Genomic DNA, 21245 nt, shown 5'->3' with positions numbered 1-21245 from the left:
TCCTAAACAGGCGGCACCGCGTTTCTATTGTAAATTTCCCAAAGAAAACACCGTGACCGCCGAGAGGCGGTCAACTGTTTTTATCCCTTTGTCGCCTCCCGGCTCACCCAACTGGAGAGAGTGACATGCACAACCCCGTAATCCTGACTGGCGATCGTCCCACCGGCAAACTGCACATCGGCCACTATGTCGGCTCCCTGCGCCAGCGCGTCGAAGCCCAGCACCACTACCGTCAATTCGTGATGATCGCCGATCTGCAGGCGCTGACCGACAACGGCCACAACCCGACCAAGGTGACCGACAACGTACTGGAGGTGATGGCCGACTATCTGGCGGTCGGCCTCGACCCAGCCAAGACCACCTTCTGCCTGCAGAGCGCCCTGCCCGCCCTCGCCGAACTCACCTGCTACTACCTCAATCTGGTCAGCGTCGCCCGGCTGGAGCGCAATCCCACCGTCAAGGCGGAGATCCAGCAAAAAGGGTTCGAACGCACGCTGCCGGCCGGTTTTCTGGTCTATCCGGTGAGTCAGGCCGCCGACATCACCGCCTTTCGCGCCAGCCATGTGCCGGTCGGGGAAGATCAGCTGCCGATGCTGGAGCAGACCAACGAAATCGTCCGCCGCTTCAACTCTCTGGTAGGCAAAGAGGTGCTGACCGAATGCCAGCCGATCCTGAGCGACACCGGCCGCCTGCCCGGCATCGATGGCAAGGCCAAGATGTCCAAGTCTCTCGGCAACACCATAGAGCTCGGCATGTCGGCGGAAGAGGTCAAACAGGCGGTGTTCGCCATGTATACCGACCCCAACCACCTCAAGGTGAGCGATCCCGGTCAGGTGGAGGGAAATACGGTGTTCGCCTATCTCGATGCTTTCCACCCCGACAAGGCGCTGGTCGCCGAGATGAAGGCCCACTACCGACGAGGCGGACTGGGGGACATGCGCTGCAAACAGGTGCTGAATGACTGCCTGCAAACCCTGCTCGCCCCGATGCGAGAGCGCCGGGCCGCGGCCATTGCCGACAAGAAGATGCTGCTGGAGCTGCTCTATCAAGGCACCGAGCAAGCTCGCATCATCACCGATGAGGTATTGGCGGAGGTGAAAAGCGCCATGGGGCTCGACTACTTCGCCAGCATCCGCTGAGCGGGAGTCCCGAGTGCATCGTCGCCGTAGAGGTCGAACACCAACTGGTGCAACAGGCTCTTGAACCAGCCGATCGCCTCGTCATGGGCGGTCAGCGGGTGCCCCGCCATCAGGTAGACGATAGGGATGGCGGGGTCGAGCTGGTGCATCCGCAGCGGGTAGTAGCGGCAGAAGTGGCGCCCGATCATCTCGGGCACCACCACCAGATAGCGGCCGGTCGCCATCAACGGCGGCACCGCCATAAAGCTCGGCAACCGCACGCCCAACTCCCGCTCCACCCCGAAGCGGGCCAGCCAGAGCTCTACCATCGCCTGACTGTGACCCCAGCTGGAGGTGTGGATGTGGGGACGGCTCACCAGCTCGACCGGAGTCAGCACATCGGGCAATTCGCTGCCGAGCGGCGACAGGCAGACCAGCGGGTTGTTGAACCACTCCTCCCGCCACAAACGGGGTGAGAGGTGATTCGCCCCGGCGAAACCGATCACCAGATCCAGCTCACCCTTTTCCAACTCCCGCTCGTAGTCGCTGTCGGCCAGCTCGCACACCTCAAGCCGACAGTGAGGGGCCAGCCGATGGAGCCTGTCCACCAGCACCGGCACCAGCCCGTGCTCCACCGAGCCCGGGGTGGCGATGCGGAAAATCCGCCGCGCAGTAGCTGGATCAAACCCCTTGGCCTGCCGCAATCCCTGCTCCAGCATCGCCAGCGCCTGGCGCACCGGCCCGGCCAGCGCCTTGGCCCGCTCGGTCGGCATCATCTCGCGCCGACTCATCACGAACAGCGGGTCATCCAGCGCCACCCGCAGCCGCCCCAAGGCGTGACTGACGGTGGACTGGGAGAGATGCAGCCGTTCGGCGGCACGGGTGACATTGCGCTCCTGCATCAGCATGTCGAATACGGCGAGCAGGTTGAGGTCAAGACGGGCGAGCGAGCTATCCATCGATATTAGCCATAGTTAAATGCCAACAATTCATTTTTACCATAGTAACAGATTGCCTAGAATGCGCTGGCTTAATACATCGGAGATTCAAATGCGTAGCTATCTGTTATTGCTGGCCATTGGCCTGCTGTGGGGTTCCCAATTCATTTTCATGCACCAGGCCGTTGCCGAGTTGCCCCCCATTCTGGTGGCTGCCGGTCGTGCCCTGTGCGGCAGCCTGACCCTGGGTCTGCTCTGCCTGTTCATGCGGCTCAAGAGTGAGCACACCCCGTGGCGCACCTATATGCTGATCGCCCTGCTGGATGCCACCATCCCCTTCATCATGGTCGCCTGGGGCCAACAGTATGTGGATAGCGCCATCGCCGCCGTGGTCATGGGTTGTATCCCGTTTGTGACTATTCTGGCTGCACCGCTGTTTATTTCTGGTGAAAGAATCACCAAAACCGGTCTGCTTTCCGTGATCATCGGCTTTGCCGGTGTGCTCACCCTGTTCTGGCCGAAACTCTCCCAGGGCATGAACGCCGGTCTGCTCGGTGCCATGGCCATCCTGCTGGGTGCCAGCTGCTTCGCCATCGGCCTGCTGATGATCAAGCGCTTCGCCAAGGACCATCCGGTCGTGGTCGCCCGCAATATCCTGATCTCCTCGGCAATCCAGTTGCTGCTGGTCGCCCCCTTCATGGTTGATCTCGGCAGCCTGACCCTGCCGAGCACCCAGGCCCTGAGCGCGATCACCGTGCTAGGTACCCTCTGTACCGGTCTGGTCTACTTCCTCTACATGGCGCTGATCCAGAAGGCCGGCCCGACGTTCGCCTCCTTCAGCAACTATCTGGTACCGCTGTTCGGCGTGATGCTGGGTGCCCTGTTCCTCGGCGAGCAGATCCATCCCACCACAGGTGTTGCTCTGGCCCTGATCCTCGGCTCGGTCGCCATGAACCAGTGGGCGCAGCAGCGTCGCATGCAGCGCGAGGTCTCCCTATGTCAGGCATCCTGACCACACTGTGCGGTGGTCTGGTGCTGATTGCCGGCTGGCAGTATCGCCAGCGGCTGGCCGGGATCCTGGGCCTGCTGATGGTACTGCTGCCCTGGTTCTTCGATAGCAAGCTGCAAGCCATGCTGAGCTATGCCCTGAATGCCTGAAGTCCATCTCTGAATGTGTGACGAGAGTCTATCTCTCCTGTTTTTGGGACTGTTTTAAAAAACCTCCGATTTGTCCCCCGCTACCGGCGCTCTGCGCCGGTTTTTTTATGTTCGAGATCAGGAGAAAACCGTTACCTGTTATCAACTGTTTTGATGGGGGACTGAGCTAATAGTGGTTTCTCACCAACAGTGAATCCTTAAAGAACTGGCTATCAGTAATACAACCGACTCATTAAGGTGATTCACATGCGCAATGCTCTTGTCCTAGCCCATACCCTTCATACATTGGTGACCAATAGTCCGTTAGAAAACCTGTGCGTTGCCATAGCAGCGTTTGCCCTGATAAGACTGATAAACGCTTTTGCAGAGCTACTGACAACATAGAGTGTGAGCAACACCTTCACGGGAAACTTAGCCGAGCTAGCCAGACTGATACACATTCCACCAGTCAGCCTGATATATCAGACTGACTGGCCAAAAAAGCCAACGACAACCATCTGAAATTCAAACCGAATAGCGATAGCTGAGTCGCTCGTTCTTGCGTGGCCCGGTGATCTGCCAGCTCAGCAGAAAACCGCCGTCTATCTCGGTCAACTCGGCGCAGTAGTGATCCGCCCCGCACAGATGGGGTTCGGCGGTCAGCCAGCGGCCATCCCCCTGCGACAGCAGCTCGAACAGCTCGACCGGCGCTTGATAACGCAGATGGGAGAGACGGATCCCCCGTTCGCTGCGCTGCCACCAGAAGCAGTTGTGCATGGCGAGCTCCCTGCCATGAGGCGTGATGTAACGGCCCTGCTCGTTAAACAGCCAGCCACCCTGATGATCGGTCACCTGCACACGCCCCTCGCCGCGACCATTCCAGTCGGTCGCCGACCCCTCGCCATTGCTGGCGGTAAAGGAAAATGCTCCGACCTGTGGCAATCGCCCCCATAAACGCTGGATTGCCGCTTCCATCTCGGCCATCATAGCCCCCTTAAAATTGACAACTGACGATAAATCAAACACATGAACTACTTGATAGGGGTCACCCTGCTCTGGTCATTCTCCTTCAGCCTGATCGGGGTCTACCTCGCTGGTCAGGTCGATGCCTACTTCTCGGTGCTGACCCGCATCGCCCTCGCCAGTCTGGTGTTTCTCCCCTTCCTGCGCCGCCGCTGGCTGCGCCCCGATCTGGCGGCCAAGCTGATGGCGCTGGGCGCCATCCAGCTCGGCATCATGTATCTCTTCTACTACCACTCCTTTCTGCTGCTGACGGTGCCGGAAGTGCTGGTCTTTACCATCTTCACCCCCATCTACGTCACCCTGCTCCACGATCTGCTGGAGGGGCGCTTCAAGCCCACCTATCTGTGGGGCGCCCTGCTGGCGGTGCTCGGGGCTGCCGTCATCCGCTTTGACGGGCTGACCGAGAGTTATGCGCTGGGCTTTCTGGTGGTACAGGGGGCCAACCTCTGCTTTGCCATGGGTCAGGTGGGCTACAAGGTACTGCTGGCAAGGGAGGCGGAGCAACCGCCACAGCTGGCGATTTTCGGCTGCTTCTATCTGGGAGCACTGGTGATCGCCCTGCCAGCCTGGTGGTTGCTGGGCAAACCCCAGTACCCGACCAGCGGGCTGCAGTGGGGCATTCTGCTCTGGCTAGGGGTGGGCGCTTCGGGGCTGGGCTACTTCCTGTGGAACAAGGGGGCAACGCTGGTCAGCAGCGGGGTGCTCGCCATCATGAACAATGCGCTCATTCCGGCCGGCCTGCTGGTCAATCTGCTGATCTGGGGCAAGGATACCGATTTGACCCGGCTGGCCATCGGCGGCGTGCTGATGCTGGCATCCCTCAAGGTGTGCCAGCATCGCAAGGTCACTTCATCCTGAGTGGCAACTAGCCGACGACGGCGTTGCGCTCCCGTCTGGCCTGACCGTGGCAGGTGGCCAGACGGGCCAGCAGATGGTCAAGCTGCTCGCCGGGCTGGCTCTGTACCAGCCCGATACTGACGGTCACCGGCCGCTGTGGCAGCAGGCTGGCATCGGCAATCTCGAGGCGCAGCCGTTCGGCAATCTCCAGCCCCTTCATCCGCTCGGTGCGAGAGAGCATCAGAATAAAACCATCCTCATCCCAGCGGGCGAAGGGATCTTCGCGGCGCAGCTCGTGACGCACGATGCGCGCCAGCTTGGCCAGCATGGCGTCACAGGCGGCCTCGCCAAAGAGCTGGCGGATTTTGGCCATGTGATCGACGGAAAACTGCAGCAGACTGAAGCTTCCCCCCTCGGCCAACAGCCTCTCCTCCAGCAGTTGCTCGAAGCGGCTGCGACTCTCCAGCCCGGTCAGCGGATCGGTACCGTGCCGCTCTTCCACCAGCACCACGGCGGGATCGAGATGGCGTACCACGCCAAGTAGATAGCCCCGTTCGTCACGGCGGATCCGCTCTTCCAGCCGGATGTAGTGGCCGTGGTGGTGAAGAATGCGATATTCGAGGCGCAGACCGCTGCTGCGGCCGCTCTGGCAGGCGCTCAGGGCATCTGCCAGCCGGGCAACGTCATCGGGATGCACCCGCTCCAGCCAGCCGAGATCATCCGGCCAGCTTTCACCAAGCCCCAGCAGGCGCAGGCAGGAGGGGTCGCGGCGCAATCCCTGTTGCGGGGACCAGGTCCAGATCCCCGCCTCCAGCAGCGCCATGGCATCGAACAGCAGACCCGGATCAAGCCGGGCGGTGACATCCACCAAAGGTGTCTTGAGCATTTCCATGGGGCACCTCGAAACCGAATCTGAAGAGCTGATTCATAAGTAACATTGGCCATAGCGGCGAGCAACAGGGTCAGCTCGCTTTTCCGTGATAACCCTCCATCAGGGTCTGCCAGTTGTCCGGTACGAAGTGGAAGCTGGTGTGCAGTTGAGACTCCTTGTTGAAGGAGCGCAACAGCCGCTCCAGATTGCCCTTCTGCCACTCACCGGGGGAGCGGATCGCCCCCTTGTCGAAGTCGATCACCCACACCTTCTCATCCTTATCGAGCAGCAGGTTGTGGCTGTTGAGATCGGCGTGGTAAACCCCGGCATCGTGCAGCTGGCGCACCGTCTGGCCAATCTTGTGCCACACCTCGCTGGCCACCGGCCCCTGCTTGAGCAGGGCGACCATGTCCTTGGCACCGCGAATACGCTCGATCAGGATGTCGGCGCGATAAAATGGGCCCTGTTTGGCCATCCGCGCACCGAACGGACGCGGCACCGGCAACCCCAGTTCGCACAACTTGGCCAGCAGGGTGTATTCCGCCATGGCGCGGCTAGATTCGACCCCTTCGAACCAGAAGCGATCCCGCACCACCTTGCCCACCATGCCGCCGCGATAGTAGTGGCGCAGCACCAGATGGCGGGACTCATCCTTGACGAACCAGGTCACGCCGCGACCGATGGAGGTACCCACCACCTGACGGTTGTTCTGCCACCAGGCCGGTTCGAATAACTGGGAAGTGGGGTCGCGAAAGGCCCCTTCGGCGAACCAGCAAACCTGGTTGTGTTCGGTCTGTATCAGCATCATGAAGATCCCGCTCGATGGGTCGTTGATCGCCCCTGTTTATGGGCGATGAGGCTGCGACTGTGGCATGCCCGCAACATGTGCCAGCCATGGCGGCTATTCGGGTGGCAAAGCCCGGCTGACGATTGCGCGCAATTTTACAATCCACAGGGGAGTTTGCATAATGCCATCCACCCTTTTTGCCAGCCGTGCGCCACATCATGCCGCTATTTCAAACGCCTCCCTCCTCCATCTGCATTCTGCGGCTCTCCGCCATCGGCGACTGCTGCCACACGCTGGCACTGGTACGGGTCATCCAGCGGGAGTGGCCGCAAACCCGCATCACCTGGATCACCGGAAAAATCGAGGCAACCCTGTTTGCCGATCTGCCCGGTGTCGAAGTGATCGCCTTCGACAAGAGCAAGGGGTGGCGCGGCTATAGCGACCTGTGGCAGACCCTCAGGGGACGTCAGTTTGATGCCCTGCTGCATCTGCAGGCGGCCATGCGCGCCAGCATCGCCACCCTCGGCATCAAAGCCAGGGTCAAACTCGGGTTTGATCGGGAGCGGGCCAACGACGGTCAGTGGCTGTTCACCAACCACAAGGTGCCCTCGCCCGCCTCTCCCCACGTGCTGGACGGTTTCCTCGCCTTTGCCAAAGAGCTCGGCATCAAGGATCTGACCCCGGATTGGCAGCTGCCCATCAGCGCCGAACATCAGGCATGGGCAAGGGAGAAGATTGGCGGCAAACCGACCCTGCTGATCTGCGCTGCCGCCAGCAAGGCCTTCAAGAACTGGACTGCCGCAGGCTATGCCGCGCTGGCGGATCACGCCGCCAACAAGGGCTTTCAGGTTTATCTCTGTGGCGGGCCGGCCAAGCTGGAGCGGGATCTGGCCGCCGAGATCCGGCAACTCAGCCAGAGCAAGCCGGTCGATCTGGTGGGGCAGACCAACCTCAAGCAGCTGCTGGCGCTGATTGGCGAGGCGAGTCTGGTACTGGCCCCCGATACCGGCCCCACCCATATGGCCACCATAGTGGGCACGCCGGTGATCGGTCTCTATGCCCACCACAATCCGGCCCGCACCGGCCCCTATCTCTGCCGGGATTATGTCGTCAGCGTCTATCAGACCCTGATTGAGCAGGAGACTGGCAAGCCGCTGGCCGAGCTCGGCTGGCGCACCCGCCTCAAGGATCCCGATGCCATGAGCAAAATCACCAGCGAGCAGGTCATCGCCGCGTTCGATCGGCTCTGTGCAGATCGTCAACTGCCGTAGTGACAGAGCACCTCGGGAATTCCGAGCCATCAGGCAGGGATAACCTGATAGCCTCTGCCCTCAGCCAAAGGCACAATGCAGGCTGATGTGGGTTACGCTCCCGCAGCAAGCTACGAATACTTTGATCGGCTGGAATATGATTCCGGCCGTTTTTTTATTCGCCGCATTCTGGTAAAATTCGCCGCCTTTACATCCTCCTGACTCAAGAATTTTACGCGTTTTGCGTTTGGCTGTCTCCCTTTCGGGCACAAGACGGCGGTCTCTGCTACAACCAAAACAGCGGTTTCGATTAAAGGTAATAATATGGCGCAACAAGGCACTCTCTATATCATCTCTTCTCCGAGCGGCGCTGGTAAATCCAGTCTGCTCAATGCCTTGCTGACCCAACATAACGCTGCGGGCAAGATGCAGCTGTCGGTTTCCCACACCACTCGCGCCACCCGTCCTGGCGAAGAGCACGGCGTACACTACCACTTCGTTCAGGTGGAAGAGTTCAAGGCACTGATCGAACGCGGTGATTTTCTGGAGTGGGCCGAAGTGTTCGGCAACTACTACGGCACCTCACGCGCCGCCATCGAAGCCTGTCTGGCCAAGGGGATCGACGTATTCCTCGACATCGACTGGCAAGGTGCCCGCCAGATCCGCGAGCAGATGCCGACCAAATCCATTTTCATCCTGCCCCCCAGCCGCGAAGAGCTGGAACGCCGCCTGATTGGGCGCGGTCAGGACAGCGCCGAAGTGATTGCCGGCCGGATGGCGAAAGCCATTGCCGAAATGGTGCACTACGACGAGTATGACTATGTCATTATCAACGAAGACTTCGAGCAGGCGCTGTTCCAGCTCAGGTCCATTATTGAGTGCCAACGGCTGGAGATGCGTCACCAGCAACAGGCTCAAAAAAACTTGCTGCAACAGCTACTGGCAGAGTAAGCCAAAAACAAGTAAACTTTTGCGTCATTTTTAAACACTGCTTTTCTAAATACAGAAAGCCCAAACACTGGAGTCCTGCATGGCACGCGTTACTGTAGAAGATGCTGTAAAACAGGTAGGTAACCGTTTTGACCTGGTGCTGGTCGCCGCGCGCCGCGCTCGTCAAATCGCGGTACAAGGCAAAGATCCCCTGGTCGACGAAGAGAACGACAAGCCGACTGTGATCGCCCTGCGTGAGATCGAGCTGGGTCTGGTGAACAATCAAGTGATGGACACCCAGGACCGCTACGAACAGCAAGAGCAGGAAGCCGCCGAGCTGGCTGCCGTTGCTGCCATCGCCGAAGGCCGCGGTTAAGTTATTCCTCCGGTTGGCACCCGCCCGGGTGCCGACTGTTCATCCCCATTTACAACCGCTCGAAAACCTCGCAAACTCAGGGCTATACCCTCAATTCCACGAATTGCCGTTTCACCGCTGCGGGGACTGTCTTGTATTTATTTGAAAACCTTAAAGAAATAGCCAGTTCCTACCTGCCGCCAGAGCAGGTTGAGAAGCTCAAGCAAGCCTATGTGGTGGCCCGTGATGCCCACCAGGGTCAGATGCGTTCCAGTGGCGAACCCTACATCACCCACCCTGTTGCCGTTGCCCGAATCCTGGGTGACATGCGCCTCGATCATGAAACCCTGATGGCCGCCGTGCTGCACGACGTCATTGAAGACACCTCTGTCACCAAGGCCGATCTGGCCGAACAGTTTGGCAATGCGGTTGCAGAACTGGTTGCCGGGGTCTCCAAGCTCGACAAGCTGAAATTTCGCGATCGCAAAGAGGCGCAGGCCGAGAACTTCCGCAAGATGGTGATGGCAATGACCCAGGATATCCGGGTCATTCTGATCAAGCTGGCCGACCGCACCCACAATATGCGAACCCTGGGCTCCCTGCGCCCGGACAAGCGCCGCCGCATCGCCCGGGAAACCCTCGAAATCTTCGCCCCTATCGCCAACCGCCTCGGTATTCACACCATGAAGAACGAGCTGGAAGAGCTGGGCTTTGAGGCGCTCTATCCGATGCGATCCCGTGTGCTGCGCGAATCGGTGCGCCGCGCCCGTGGCAATCGCCGCGAGATCATCGACTCTATCCAGAGCGAAATCAGCGGTCGTCTGAAGGAGGCAGGGATCGAGCATCAGGTCAGTGGCCGCGAGAAGAATCTCTTCTCCATCTACAACAAGATGGAGAAAAAAGAGCTGCAATTTCATGAGGTAATGGATATCTACGCCTTTCGTGTCAAGGTGAAGGACATAGATACCTGTTACCGGGTGCTGGGGCAGATGCATAGCCTCTACAAGCCGCGCCCCGGCCGCTTCAAGGATTACATCGCCATCCCCAAGACCAACGGCTACCAGTCGCTGCACACCTCTCTGGTGGGGCCGCACGGGGTACCGGTCGAGGTGCAGATCCGCACCGAGTTCATGGATCAGATGGCCGACAAAGGGGTTGCCGCCCACTGGGCCTACAAGCAGGATGGCGACAGCTCGGGCACCACGGCCCAGATCCGCGCCCAGCGCTGGATGCAGAGCCTGCTAGAATTGCAGCAAAGCGCCGGCAGCTCCTTTGAATTTATCGAAGGGGTCAAGACCGACCTCTTCCCCGACGAAATCTACGTCTTTACCCCCGAAGGGCGCATCATGGAGCTGCCCGCTGGCGCCACGCCGGTGGACTTCGCCTACACGGTGCACACCGACATCGGCCACGCCTGCGTCGGTTCGCGGGTCGACCGCCATCCCTACCCGCTCAGCAGCCCGCTGCACTCGGGTCAGACGGTGGAGATCATCACGGCGCCGGGCGCTCGCCCCAACGCGGCCTGGCTCAACTTCGTGGTGACCACCAAAGCGCGCTCCAAGATCCGCCAGTTCCTCAAGAACCTGCGCACCGAAGAGTCGGTGGTGCTGGGTCGCCGCCTGCTCAACCATGCTCTGGGCGCCAAGAATATCGAAGACATTCCCGAGCCGCGCATCAAACAGGTGCTGGCCGATACCAAGCACGAGAACCTGCAGGGGCTGCTGGCCGATGTGGGCCTCGGCAACGCCATGAGCGTGATGGTGGCGCGCCGTATGCTGGGGGATGAGTTGCCGCCGGAAGAACAGCCCAAAACCAGCAGCAAGAAGATGCCGATCAAGGGTGCCGACGGCATGCTGGTCACCTTCGCCAACTGCTGCCGTCCGATCCCCGGGGATGCCATCATCGCCCACATCAGCCCAGGCAAGGGTCTGGTGATCCACCAGGAAGCCTGTCGCAACATCAAGGGCTACAGCAAAGAGCCGGACAAGTACTTGCCGGTGCAGTGGGAAGTGGACAAGGAGCTGGAACAGGAGTTCCGCACCGGCATCAGCATCGAGATCATCAATCATCAGGGTGCGCTGGCCGAGCTGGCCAACGTGATTGCCGCCACCGGTGCCAACATTCACGCCATCAGTACCGAGGAGAAGGATGGCCGGGTCTATCAGGTGAGCCTGCTCATCACCACCAAGAGCCGTATCCATCTGGCCAACATCATGCGCAAGATCCGCGTCATGCCCAACGTGCTCAAGGTGAGCCGGCAAAAGAACTGATCACACAGGCGGCGCAAGCCGCCTGCTGCTTTTTAAGAGACAACCATGACCCCCGAACGCTTCAAGCGCATCACCGATATGCTGGCCCAGCGTCAGCTCGATTTGACCGTCTGCATGGAAGAGGTGCACAAACCTCACAACCTGGCCGCCATCGTGCGTACCGCCGATGCCATCGGTATCCACCGGGTACACGCCGTCTGGCCCAAAACCTGGATCCACAAGCGCAAGGGCACCGCCCGCGGCAGCCAGAACTGGGTGGATGTAAAACTGCACCCGGATATCGGCAGCGCGGTAGCCGAGCTGAAAGCCTCCGGCATGCAGATTCTGGCAACCCACCTCTCCGACAGCTCGGTCGATTTTCGCGCCATCGACTACACCAAACCGACCGCCATTCTGGTGGGACAGGAAAAACACGGCATCGGCGAAGAGGCGCTGGCGCTGGCCGATCACCATATCATCATTCCCATGGTGGGCATGGTGCAATCCCTCAACGTCTCGGTGGCCGCTGCCGCCATCCTCTACGAGGCGCAGCGCCAACGCGAGCTGGCCGGTTGCTATCAACGCGGCTGCCCGCTTACGCTGGAGGAGCAGAACAGTATCCTGTTCGAAGGTGGATATCCCATCTATGCCCAGCTCTGCAAAGAGAAAGAGATGCCCTACCCCCAGCTCGGCCCGGCCGGTGAAATTCTGGCAGACGAAGAGTGGTGGCAGCGGATGCAGCTGACCCGCAAAGGCTGGGCCCAGCAGAGCGAGCAGGACGACCAACAGGAGGAGTGATGGAGAACCCTTTTGGCAGCTGGCTGGAATCGCAAATCATCCGGGATCACCTGACCAACCCGAACATAGAGGCCGGCGACTACAGCTACTACTCCGGCTACTACCACGGCAAGCCGTTCGAGGATCACTGTGTCCGTTATTTACTCGGGGATGGCTCGACCAGAGCAAGCTGGGACAGCGGCGAGTGGGGTACAGAAGTAGACCGCCTGATCATCGGCAAGTTCTGCTCCATCGCCTCGGGCGCCACCTTCATGCTGGCAGGCAATCAGGGCCACCGGCTGGATTGGGTCTCCACCTTCCCGTTCAACCCCGATACCTTTGGCAAAGGGGCCCGTAGTGGCTTTCTGCGCAAAGGAGATACCCGGATCGGCAACGATGTCTGGATCGGCTCGGAAGCGATGATCATGCCCGGCATCACCATAGGTGATGGCGCCGTCATCGCCACTCGTGCCGTGGTGACCAAGGATGTGGCCCCTTACACCATAGTCGGCGGCAACCCGGCCCAACCGATCCGCCGCCGTTTCAGCGATGAGCAGATCGCCATGCTGCAAGAGATGCAGTGGTGGAACTGGCCTCTGCCCACACTGCAAAGCGCCATGTCGCTGCTCTGCTCCGGTGACATCGCAATGCTTTATCAATACTGGCAAACGGAGTGTGCCTGATGAAATCCCTCTCGATTCCCCTGTTGGCCCTGACCCTGTTTTCTGCCGGAGCCCTTGCCGTGACCAATCCCTATCAGCTCACCAGCGAAGCCGATGTGCCCACCCTCTACCAGCAAACCCTGCCCGACTTCTGGCGCCAGCATGCCATAGAAGGAGAGTTCAAGGGCAAGGATGGCGTCGTCATCCGCTATGCCGCGCTGCGACAGGAGAAGGTTGATCGCGCCATCCTGATCGTCAACGGCCGGGTTGAAAGCTACCTCAAGTATCAGGAGCTGGCGTGGGATCTCTGGCGTCAGGGCTACAGCCTCTACCTTATCGACCATCGTGGTCAGGGGATGTCCGGCCGCATGCTGAGCGACCATGACAAGGGATATGTCGACCAGTTCGACGATTATGTCGTCGATATGAAGCAGTTTCACGACCAGATAATCATGGCGGACAAGCCCGCCAAGCTGTTCCTGCTGGCTCACTCCATGGGGGGGGCCATCTCGGCCCGCTATCTGGAGCGCTGGCCCGATGATATCCGCGCCGCCGTGCTCTCCTCCCCCATGCTGGGCATCAATCTGGGCGGCTTGCCCAAATGGCTGGCCAAGGGACTGGCCACCACTATAGGTACGGTCGGCGGCTGGTTTGGCGAACCACCCTATGGACCGGGTCAGGGCCCCTATCAGGATCATGGCTTTGCCGATAACGAGCTGACTCACAGCCAGTCACGCTATCAGGCTTTCCGCCAGATGTATGAGCAGCACCCGCAGATCAAGCTGGGGGGAGCCACTGCCCACTGGATTTATCAGGGGATCACCGGTGCCGATGCTGCCATTGCCGATGCGGGCGCCATCAAGACGCCGCTGCTGCTACTGCAGGCTGGCAACGACAGCGTGGTGGACAACGCGGCGCAGGATGCGTTTTGCACCAAAGCCCGCTGCGAAGGGGGCAAGCCGCTGCGAATTGAAGGGGCCTGGCACGAGCTCTTCATCGAATCCGACGACAAGCGCCAGCCCGCGCTGACCGCCATGCTCGATTTCTTCGCCCGCTACTAGGCTGGCTATTTTTTGTAACCCTAAATAAATGGGGTGACCATGCAGGCTGGGGTAAACTGCCCCCGCTTTCAATTGATGCCGAGGTAAAGATGTTCAAGGTAGTTGTATCCGATCTCGATGGAACTCTGCTCAACAAGCAGCACCAGATCTCCTCCCGTACCCGGGAGACCGTCCGCCGTCTGGTTGAGCAGGGCGTGAAATTCGTGGTCGCCACCGGCCGTCACCACGTCGATGTACGCAGCTTCCGCGATGCGCTGGGTCTGGATATCTACCTCATCACCTCCAACGGCGCCGTGGTGCATGACAAGCAGGGCAAACTGGTGTTCAACCAGCCGCTGCCGACCGACATCGCCGCCGAGCTGGTTGCGCTCGAACGTGACCCATCCATCCATCTCAACGTCTATCAGGGCGATGACTGGGTTGTCGAGGAGGAGCTGCCCTGGTTGCTGCAATTCCACGACGAATCCGGCTTCACCTATCGTCTGGTCGATGACCTGAAACAGGAGTCGATGGAGCAGATCAACAAGGTCTTCTACATCGGTGACCACGAAAAGCTGCTGAAGATCGAGGCGCACCTCAACCAGCGCTACGGCGACCAGCTCAACGTCACCTTCTCCCTGCCGGACTGCCTCGAAGTGATGCACGCCGGCGTCCACAAGGGCAATGCCGTGCGCGCCGTACTGGAGCAACACGGACTGGAGATGTCCCAGGCCATCGCCTTCGGTGACGGCATGAACGACTTCGAGATGTTGACCATGGTGGGACGCGGCATCGTGATGGGCAACGCCCATGACCGCCTGAAAATGGCGCTGCCGGAGTATGAGCAGACCCTCACCTCCGATGAAGATGGCGTCGCCGTCTATCTGGAGAAGCTGTTCGAGCTGGAGAGCGTCAGCGCCGCCTGATCCTCTTCAGCCCGCCATCCGATTCAGCAAAGCCTCACCATGTGAGGCTTTGTTTTTTCAGGGTTTCCAGCCAGGGATTGGGCCGCTGCCAGCTGAAGCTCTGGTTCGCTCCGCCGTAGCATTCAGCCAGTCGCAGCGGCGTGCCGGGGGTATGACGTCGCCCGGCCACATCGAGGCAGCGGGAGACCTTGCTGTTGAACAGTCTGTCTTTCTGCCACTCCCACTGCGCCTGACCGTCACAGGGTGCCAGCATCACTTCGCTGTCGTTTTTGGCTTGCAGGCAGAGATCCTGCAGGCGCAACTCACCCAGATCCCACTCGAACAGTTGATCGTCTTTTCCGCTGCAAGGTTGTGCCAACACCTTCTGTTGGGACACCGCAACGCAAAAATCACCGCTGGTCAGCAAGGGGGAGAGAGAACGCTCCTCCTGCGGTTGTGATGCAATGGAGCCCATCATCACATCGGTGGATGGCGGCTTGATGGTACAGCCACCCAGCAGCAAGGCAGCCAGCAGGGCGGGAGAGCAAGCAAAGGAAATTTTGTCATTCATGGAAAAATGCCTGAAATGGGCCGATGACATCCGGTTGTCAGTGACTCGAGGCTGAAGCATAACCGAAAGGCGGGGCGCGCTGCCCAAATAGAGTGTAAACAGACGTAACAGGGAGAGAGTGCTGGCCCAGCGGAGGCCGGAAAGCAAAAAACCCCGCCGAAGCGAGGTTTTTCTAAATGTGGTCGGTGATAAAGGATTCGAACCTTTGACCCTCTGGTCCCAAACCAGATGCGCTACCGGACTGCGCTAATCACCGAGGCTATTTCTTTCAAAATAGTTTATTTCAAAAAAACAAAGACGACCTGATGGTCATCCTCGTCATACAGCAAGTATGGTGCGAAGAGAGGGACTCGAACCCTCACACCCGGGGGGCACTAACACCTGAAGCTAGCGCGTCTACCAATTCCGCCACCTTCGCGTACCTGACAAGCTGTAAAATGGGGTGGCTGATGGGGCTCGAACCCACGACAACCGGAATCACAATCCGGGACTCTACCAACTGAGCTACAGCCACCACAGCTGTTTTCGTTCCACAACAACGCCCGTTTAACCGACGCACTTTTGATGGTGCGCCCGACAGGATTCGAACCTGTGACCTCTGCCTCCGGAGGGCAGCGCTCTATCCAGCTGAGCTACGGGCGCTACGCTGTCGAACGGGGCGCATTATTAATGATGGTTGCTGGTTTGTCTACACTTTTCTGTCACCGAAACACTGTTCGTTGTTTTTTCAAGCACATTGCGCACTTTTCTTCCACTATTCCCCAGCTGACAGCCGAAAAGGGGCTGATCGCAATCGCAAATCGCCTTGCTGCCTTGACTTGATTTGATGCCCATCTAGAATGAATGAACGTTCATTCAATCGAAAGTCACACTGATGATTCTGGATAAAAAAGAGAGCATCTTCAACGCGGCCCATGAGGTACTGGGTGAACGGGGTTTTCATGGTCTGTCGATTGCAGAAGTCGCCAAGAAGGCCAATGTTGCCACCGGCACCATCTATCGCTACTTCGGCGACAAGGATGATCTGATCCGGCAACTGCACCAGCACACTATCTTGCAGTGTGTGCCCATGGTCATGGCCGATGTAGCAATCGATAAAGTTTCATTTCAACAATTTCGCCAATTATGGCTCAATATTCATGCCATTTTTGTTAACGAACCCAACGCTATCCGGTGCAAATTGCAGTACGAGAGCTCTCCGCTAGGGGCAGAATTGGAGACCAATCCTGTCATTCTGGCTGCCTGGGAGCCTCTGGACCGATTTTTTGAACAGGGCGTTGAACAAGGATTGTTTATTGATTTACCGATACGGGCACTCCAGGTGTTGAGTCTGGACAGTGTCATGCATCTGGCCCTGCAGTGCAGGGTGCACAACATCACGCTGACCGAATCGCAGTTGGAAACCGCGATCCGGGCCAGCTGGAATGCCATTTTATCCCCCAATCTTTCCACCTCAGGAGCCTGTTCATGAAAAAGTGGATGGCCATTATGTTGCTGATAGCGATCGCCTTGTTTGGCAGCGTCATCGGCTTCAATTTGTTCAAACAGAAGATGATTGCCCAATACATGGCCAACCGGCCGGAACCCGAGTTCCCCGTCACCGCCATGGTGACCAAGGCGCAGGATTGGGTACCGACCATCGAAGCGATCGGCTTCATCGAACCGAATCAGGGGGTGACCCTCTCCACCGAACTGGCCGGCACCATTGATGCCATCACCTTCGAGTCGGGCAAACCGGTCAAGGCTGACCAGCTGCTGCTGAGCCTGGACTCCACCGTGGAGCGGGCCAATCTGCGCGCCTCCCAGGCCAAGCTGCCGGCGGCAAAAGCCAAGTTCGATCGTTTCCAGAACCTCTACAAGACCAGCTCCATCTCCAAAGAGCAGCTGGATGAAGCCGAAGCGGCCTATCGCTCACTGGAAGCAGATATCGAGAGTCTGAAGGCGACCATTGCCCGTCGTGAAGTCCGTGCGCCCTTTAGCGGCGTGGTCGGCCTGCGCAATGTGTTCCTCGGTCAGTATCTGCAGCCGGGCACAGATATCGTGCGCCTGGAAGATACCAGCGTGATGCGCCTGCGCTTCACCGTGCCCCAGACCGATATCTCCAAAATCAAGCTGGGCCAGACCATCAAGATCAATGTGGATGCCTATCCGAAAACCCAGTTTGACGGTCATATCACCGCCATCGAGCCTGCGGTCAACTTCCAGAGCGGCCTGATCCAGGTACAGGCAGACATTCCGAACAACGACGGTCAGCTCCGTTCCGGTATGTTCGCCCGCGCCAGCATCATTCTGCCGACGGTGAAAGATCAGATCGTGATCCCGCAGACCGCTATCTCCTTCACCCTTTACGGTCAGAACGTCTACGTGCTCAAAGAGGGCGAAGAGACCGACAAAGAGGGTAACAAGGTGAAAGTGCTGCGAGCCAAGCAGGTTGTGGTCAAGGCCGGTGAGCGCCGTGGCAACGATGTGCATGTGCTCTCCGGCATCCAGGCCGGTGACCAGATCGTACTGTCGGGTCAGGTTCGCCTGAGCAACGACACCAAGGTGCATGTGGTCGAGAACGATGCCCTGGCCGTTCCGGCACAAACCCCGATGCTGTAAGCGCGGAGATCTGCGATGCGATTTACTGACATATTTATAAAACGGCCTGTGCTGGCGATCTCGCTCAGCTTCCTGATCGCCTTGCTGGGCTTTCAGGCCATTTTCAAGATGCAGGTACGGGAATACCCCGAGGTGACCAACACGGTGATCACCGTCAGCACTGGCTACTATGGCGCCAGTTCTGATCTGATCCAGGGGTTCATCACCCAGCCGCTGGAACAGGCGGTCGCGCAAGCCGACAACATCGACTTCATGACCTCCTCCAGCCAGCTGGGCAGCTCCACCATCACTGCGTACATGAAGCTCAACACCGACCCCAACGCCGCGTTGTCCGACATCCTGGCGAAGGTGAACTCGGTGCGCTCCCAGTTGCCGAAAGAGGCGGAAGACCCGTCGGTCACCTCCTCCACCGGTTCAACCACAGCGGTGCTCTACCTCGGTTTTACCAGCCCGGAGCTCAATTCCAGCCAGATCACCGACTATCTGGAGCGGGTTATCAAGCCGCAGCTCTTTACTGTCGGCGGGGTCTCCAAGGTTGACCTCTACGGCGGTGTCGAGTTTGCCCTGCGGGTATGGCTGGATCCGGCCAAGATGGCGGCCTTCAACCTGACTGCCAGTGACGTGATGACGGTGCTCAACAGCAACAACTATCAGTCCGCGACAGGTCAGGCGACCGGTTACTTCACCCTGTTCAACGGCAACGCCGAGACCCAGGTCAAGGATGTCGACGAGCTGAAGCGTCTGGTTGTTGCTACCCGTGACGGCAAGGTGATCCGCCTTTCCGACATTGCCAAGGTGACCCTCGAGAAGAGCCACGACATCTATCGCGCCAGCGCCAATGGCCGCGAAGCAGTGGTCATGGCGGTCAACGCCGCGCCGACAGCCAACCCCATCAACATCGCCCACGATGTGCTGGCGTTGCTGCCGAGCCTTGAGCGCAATATGCCGAGCACCATGCGTCTCAACGTGATGTATGACTCCACCGTGGCGATCAACGAGTCCATCCACGAGGTTATCAAGACCATCCTGGAGGCAGCCGCCATCGTTCTGGTGGTCATCACCCTGTTCCTCGGGTCGTTCCGCGCGGTTATCATCCCGATCATCACCATTCCGCTCAGTCTTATCGGCGTAGTGATGATGATGGATATGTTCGGCTTCTCGATAAACCTGATGACCCTGCTGGCGATGGTGCTGGCGATCGGTCTGGTGGTGGATGACGCCATCGTGGTGCTGGAGAACGTCGACCGCCATATCAAGGAGGGGGAAGAACCGTTCCGGGCCGCCATTATCGGTACCCGTGAAATTGCGGTGCCGGTTATCGCCATGACGGTTACCCTGGCGGCGGTATACGCGCCTATCGCCCTGATGGGGGGCATCACAGGCTCCCTGTTCAAGGAGTTTGCCCTGACGCTGGCTGGCGCCGTGTTCGTCTCGGGCATCATCGCCCTGACTCTATCCCCGATGATGTGTTCCAAGATGCTCAAGGCCAACGAGCAGCCAGGCAAGTTCGAGAGCACAGTCCATCACCTGCTGGAGCGGATGACCGATCGCTACGACAGCATGCTGCACGCCGTGATGAAAAAGCGCCCCGTCATCGTGGTGTTCGCCGTCATCGTCTTCGCCAGCCTGCCGCTGCTGTTCAAGTTCATCCCGAGCGAACTGGCACCGTCAGAGGACAAGGGGGTAATGGCCGTGCTGGGTACCGCACCGTCCAACGCCAACCTGGACTACATCGAAAACACCATGGCGGATGTGAACAAGATCCTGGACGACCAGCCCGAGATCGCCTTCTCCCAGGTCTTCTCAGGGGTGTTCAACGCCAACCAGGCGTTCGGTATCGCCTCCATGGTGCCCTGGAGCCAGCGTGAAGCGAGCCAGAAAGAGGTGCTGGATCGGGTCGCCAATCTGGTGAAAGACATCCCGGGTATGGCAATCACCACCTTCCAGTTCCCGGAACTGCCGGGTGCATCGAGTGGTCTGCCGATCCAGTTCGTCATCACCACCCCCAACAGCTTCGAAAGCCTGTTCCTGGTGGCCGGTGAAATTCTGGCAGCGGCGCAGAGTAACGGTCAGTTCGTCTATTCGGATCTCGATCTGAACTACGACTCCGCCACCATGAAGATCCGCATCGACAAGGACAAGGCGGGTGCCTATGGCATCACCATGCAGGATATCGGAATCACCATGGGCACCATGATGGCGGACGGTTACGTCAACCGTATCGACCTGGATGGCCGCTCCTACGAGGTGATCCCGCAGGTCGAGCGCAAGTACCGCCTCAATCCGGAGTCCATCAAGGGCTATTACGTGCGGGCCGCCGACGGCAAGTCGATCCCGCTCGGCAGCCTGATCAGCATTGAAGTGGTTGGCGAGCCCCGCGCCCTGCCCCACTTCAACCAGCTGAACTCTGCCACCATAGGCGCCGTTCCGGCTCCGGGCGTGGCCATGGGTGATGCGATCAACTGGTTCCAGACCACCGCCGACGAGAAGCTGCCGCAAGGCTATCGTTACGACTTCATGGGTGAAGCCCGTCAGTTCGTCACCGAAGGCAATGCGCTCTATGCCACCTTCGCGCTGGCACTGGCCATCATCTTCCTGGTGCTGGCAATCCAGTTCGAGTCGGTGCGTGACCCGCTGGTCATCATGGTCTCTGTACCGCTCGCCATCAGCGGGGCCTTGATTGCCCTTGCATGGGGTATGGCGACCATGAACATCTACTCCCAGGTGGGCCTCATCACCCTGGTGGGTCTGATTACCAAGCACGGTATCCTGATCTGTGAAGTAGCTAAGGAAGAGCAGCTGCTGCGCGGCATGAACCGGATGGAAGCCGTGATGCAAGCCGCCAAGGTTCGTCTGCGCCCGATCCTGATGACCACTGCCGCCATGATTGCCGGCCTGATCCCGCTGCTCTACGCCGCAGGCGCCGGTGCGGCACAGCGTTTCAGCATCGGTATCGTCATCGTGGCAGGTCTTGCCATCGGTACCCTGTTCACCCTGTTCGTGCTGCCGGTGATCTACACCTATCTGGCTTCCGAGCACAAACCCTTGCCGGTATTCGATGAAACCATTCCGCCCAAAGCAAACGGCGGACATTAATCATCAATCACATGCAAAGGCCCCGATACGGGGCCTTTTTTATGCTTCGCAGGAAAGACGACATAAGTGCATGAAGCAGTTAAACTAAAAAACACCAC

Annotated in this window: 20 protein-coding genes and 4 tRNA genes; 15 read left to right on the top strand and 9 right to left on the bottom strand. The window is 59.2% G+C overall.

The genetic code is table 11. The features are described from left to right. Positions 1 to 125: 125 nt before the first annotated feature. On the top strand, positions 126 to 1139 hold the full coding sequence (gene trpS / locus AB5Y99_RS16325; RefSeq protein ID WP_213388098.1) for a tryptophan--tRNA ligase: 1014 nt from the start codon (positions 126 to 128) through the stop codon (positions 1137 to 1139). Here the strand turns inward: trpS and AB5Y99_RS16320 are convergent. Then, complete coding sequence (locus AB5Y99_RS16320; protein WP_368210159.1) at positions 1118 to 2077, bottom strand: LysR substrate-binding domain-containing protein; 960 nt, start codon at positions 2075 to 2077, stop codon at positions 1118 to 1120. The two genes, trpS and AB5Y99_RS16320, sit on opposite strands and share 22 nt — an antisense overlap. A 91-nt stretch (positions 2078 to 2168) precedes the next feature. On the opposite strand from AB5Y99_RS16320, the gene AB5Y99_RS16315 reads away from it, so the two are divergent. Continuing rightward, a complete protein-coding gene (locus AB5Y99_RS16315) occupies positions 2169 to 3068 on the top strand; it encodes a DMT family transporter (RefSeq protein WP_005357113.1) in 900 nt (299 codons plus the stop codon). Beyond that, positions 3053 to 3214 carry a hypothetical protein gene (locus AB5Y99_RS16310; RefSeq protein WP_005339236.1) on the top strand — a complete coding sequence of 54 codons (162 nt, stop codon included), beginning with the start codon at positions 3053 to 3055 and terminating at the stop codon, positions 3212 to 3214. The genes AB5Y99_RS16315 and AB5Y99_RS16310 overlap by 16 nt, the downstream gene beginning before the upstream one ends. A gap of 504 nt (positions 3215 to 3718) precedes the next feature. On the opposite strand, the gene AB5Y99_RS16305 is transcribed toward AB5Y99_RS16310, so the two are convergent. Next, the gene (locus AB5Y99_RS16305; RefSeq protein ID WP_323893999.1) at positions 3719 to 4180 is read right to left on the bottom strand and encodes a DUF6314 family protein; all 462 of its coding nucleotides are present in this window, start codon (positions 4178 to 4180) and stop codon (positions 3719 to 3721) included. Positions 4181 to 4219: 39 nt separating this feature from the next. Here AB5Y99_RS16305 and AB5Y99_RS16300 point away from each other — a divergent pair, with 39 nt between their 5' ends. Beyond that, entirely contained in the window at positions 4220 to 5074 is an 855-nt protein-coding gene (locus AB5Y99_RS16300; RefSeq protein WP_323894001.1) for a carboxylate/amino acid/amine transporter, read from the top strand. A gap of 7 nt (positions 5075 to 5081) precedes the next feature. Here the strand turns inward: AB5Y99_RS16300 and AB5Y99_RS16295 are convergent, their stop codons facing one another. Together AB5Y99_RS16295 and AB5Y99_RS16290 are read right to left on the bottom strand one after the other, a co-directional pair. Beyond that, positions 5082 to 5945 (bottom strand): sensor domain-containing diguanylate cyclase, encoded by an 864-nt coding sequence (locus tag AB5Y99_RS16295; protein WP_323894002.1) that lies wholly within the window; start codon positions 5943 to 5945, stop codon positions 5082 to 5084. A 70-nt stretch (positions 5946 to 6015) separates the two neighbouring features. After that, positions 6016 to 6729 carry a 3-deoxy-D-manno-octulosonic acid kinase gene (locus tag AB5Y99_RS16290; protein ID WP_042031136.1) on the bottom strand — a complete coding sequence of 238 codons (714 nt, stop codon included), beginning with the start codon at positions 6727 to 6729 and terminating at the stop codon, positions 6016 to 6018. Between the two features lie 200 nt (positions 6730 to 6929). On the opposite strand from AB5Y99_RS16290, the gene AB5Y99_RS16285 reads away from it, so the two are divergent. The 8 genes from AB5Y99_RS16285 (at position 6930) to AB5Y99_RS16250 (ending at position 14900) form a co-directional block, all read left to right on the top strand. Further along, positions 6930 to 7982 carry a glycosyltransferase family 9 protein gene (locus AB5Y99_RS16285; protein WP_323894004.1) on the top strand — a complete coding sequence of 351 codons (1053 nt, stop codon included), beginning with the start codon at positions 6930 to 6932 and terminating at the stop codon, positions 7980 to 7982. 303 nt (positions 7983 to 8285) lie between these two features. Further along, a complete protein-coding gene (gene gmk, locus AB5Y99_RS16280; protein WP_005357125.1) occupies positions 8286 to 8912 on the top strand; it encodes a guanylate kinase in 627 nt (208 codons plus the stop codon). Positions 8913 to 8991: 79 nt separating this feature from the next. Next, positions 8992 to 9267, top strand: coding sequence for a DNA-directed RNA polymerase subunit omega (rpoZ, locus tag AB5Y99_RS16275; protein WP_005307060.1), 276 nt, complete (start codon positions 8992 to 8994; stop codon positions 9265 to 9267). Between the two features lie 131 nt (positions 9268 to 9398). Continuing rightward, on the top strand, positions 9399 to 11516 hold the full coding sequence (gene spoT, locus AB5Y99_RS16270; protein ID WP_368210155.1) for a bifunctional GTP diphosphokinase/guanosine-3',5'-bis pyrophosphate 3'-pyrophosphohydrolase: 2118 nt from the start codon (positions 9399 to 9401) through the stop codon (positions 11514 to 11516). Positions 11517 to 11561: 45 nt separating this feature from the next. Then, entirely contained in the window at positions 11562 to 12293 is a 732-nt protein-coding gene (trmH, locus tag AB5Y99_RS16265; protein WP_368210153.1) for a tRNA (guanosine(18)-2'-O)-methyltransferase TrmH, read from the top strand. After that, positions 12293 to 12955, top strand: coding sequence for a CatB-related O-acetyltransferase (locus AB5Y99_RS16260; RefSeq protein WP_368210151.1), 663 nt, complete (start codon positions 12293 to 12295; stop codon positions 12953 to 12955). The genes trmH and AB5Y99_RS16260 overlap by 1 nt, the downstream gene beginning before the upstream one ends. Beyond that, positions 12955 to 13995 carry an alpha/beta fold hydrolase gene (locus tag AB5Y99_RS16255; RefSeq protein WP_368210150.1) on the top strand — a complete coding sequence of 347 codons (1041 nt, stop codon included), beginning with the start codon at positions 12955 to 12957 and terminating at the stop codon, positions 13993 to 13995. Before AB5Y99_RS16260 ends, AB5Y99_RS16255 begins: the two co-directional genes overlap by 1 nt. Before the next feature lie 89 nt (positions 13996 to 14084). Continuing rightward, a complete protein-coding gene (locus tag AB5Y99_RS16250; protein ID WP_368210148.1) occupies positions 14085 to 14900 on the top strand; it encodes a Cof-type HAD-IIB family hydrolase in 816 nt (271 codons plus the stop codon). Between the two features lie 34 nt (positions 14901 to 14934). Here AB5Y99_RS16250 and AB5Y99_RS16245 read toward each other — a convergent pair whose 3' ends face one another. The 5 genes from AB5Y99_RS16245 to AB5Y99_RS16225 form a co-directional block, all read right to left on the bottom strand. Next, on the bottom strand, positions 14935 to 15450 hold the full coding sequence (locus AB5Y99_RS16245) for a ricin-type beta-trefoil lectin domain protein (protein WP_064339092.1): 516 nt from the start codon (positions 15448 to 15450) through the stop codon (positions 14935 to 14937). Between the two features lie 179 nt (positions 15451 to 15629). Continuing rightward, positions 15630 to 15706: transfer RNA gene (locus AB5Y99_RS16240), tRNA-Pro, on the bottom strand. 76 nt (positions 15707 to 15782) lie between these two features. Further along, positions 15783 to 15868: transfer RNA gene (locus AB5Y99_RS16235), tRNA-Leu, on the bottom strand. Between the two features lie 20 nt (positions 15869 to 15888). Then, a tRNA-His gene (locus AB5Y99_RS16230) sits at positions 15889 to 15964 on the bottom strand. Between the two features lie 51 nt (positions 15965 to 16015). Then, positions 16016 to 16092 (bottom strand) — tRNA-Arg (locus AB5Y99_RS16225). Positions 16093 to 16324: 232 nt separating this feature from the next. Here AB5Y99_RS16225 and AB5Y99_RS16220 point away from each other — a divergent pair. The 3 genes from AB5Y99_RS16220 to AB5Y99_RS16210 are packed head-to-tail and all read left to right on the top strand — an operon-like array spanning position 16325 to position 21147. Beyond that, a complete protein-coding gene (locus AB5Y99_RS16220; protein WP_005339267.1) occupies positions 16325 to 16921 on the top strand; it encodes a TetR/AcrR family transcriptional regulator in 597 nt (198 codons plus the stop codon). Continuing rightward, positions 16918 to 18051 carry an efflux RND transporter periplasmic adaptor subunit gene (locus AB5Y99_RS16215; RefSeq protein WP_279491502.1) on the top strand — a complete coding sequence of 378 codons (1134 nt, stop codon included), beginning with the start codon at positions 16918 to 16920 and terminating at the stop codon, positions 18049 to 18051. The genes AB5Y99_RS16220 and AB5Y99_RS16215 overlap by 4 nt, the downstream gene beginning before the upstream one ends. Before the next feature lie 15 nt (positions 18052 to 18066). Further along, the gene (locus AB5Y99_RS16210) at positions 18067 to 21147 is read left to right on the top strand and encodes a multidrug efflux RND transporter permease subunit (protein ID WP_005355755.1); all 3081 of its coding nucleotides are present in this window, start codon (positions 18067 to 18069) and stop codon (positions 21145 to 21147) included. Positions 21148 to 21245 lie beyond the last annotated feature (98 nt).

This window comes from Aeromonas sp. R4-2 (assembly GCF_040908295.1).
Lineage (GTDB): Bacteria > Pseudomonadota > Gammaproteobacteria > Enterobacterales > Aeromonadaceae > Aeromonas > Aeromonas veronii.
The sequence above is the reverse complement of the archived record's forward strand: the minus strand, read 5'-3'. Positions and strand labels throughout refer to the sequence as shown.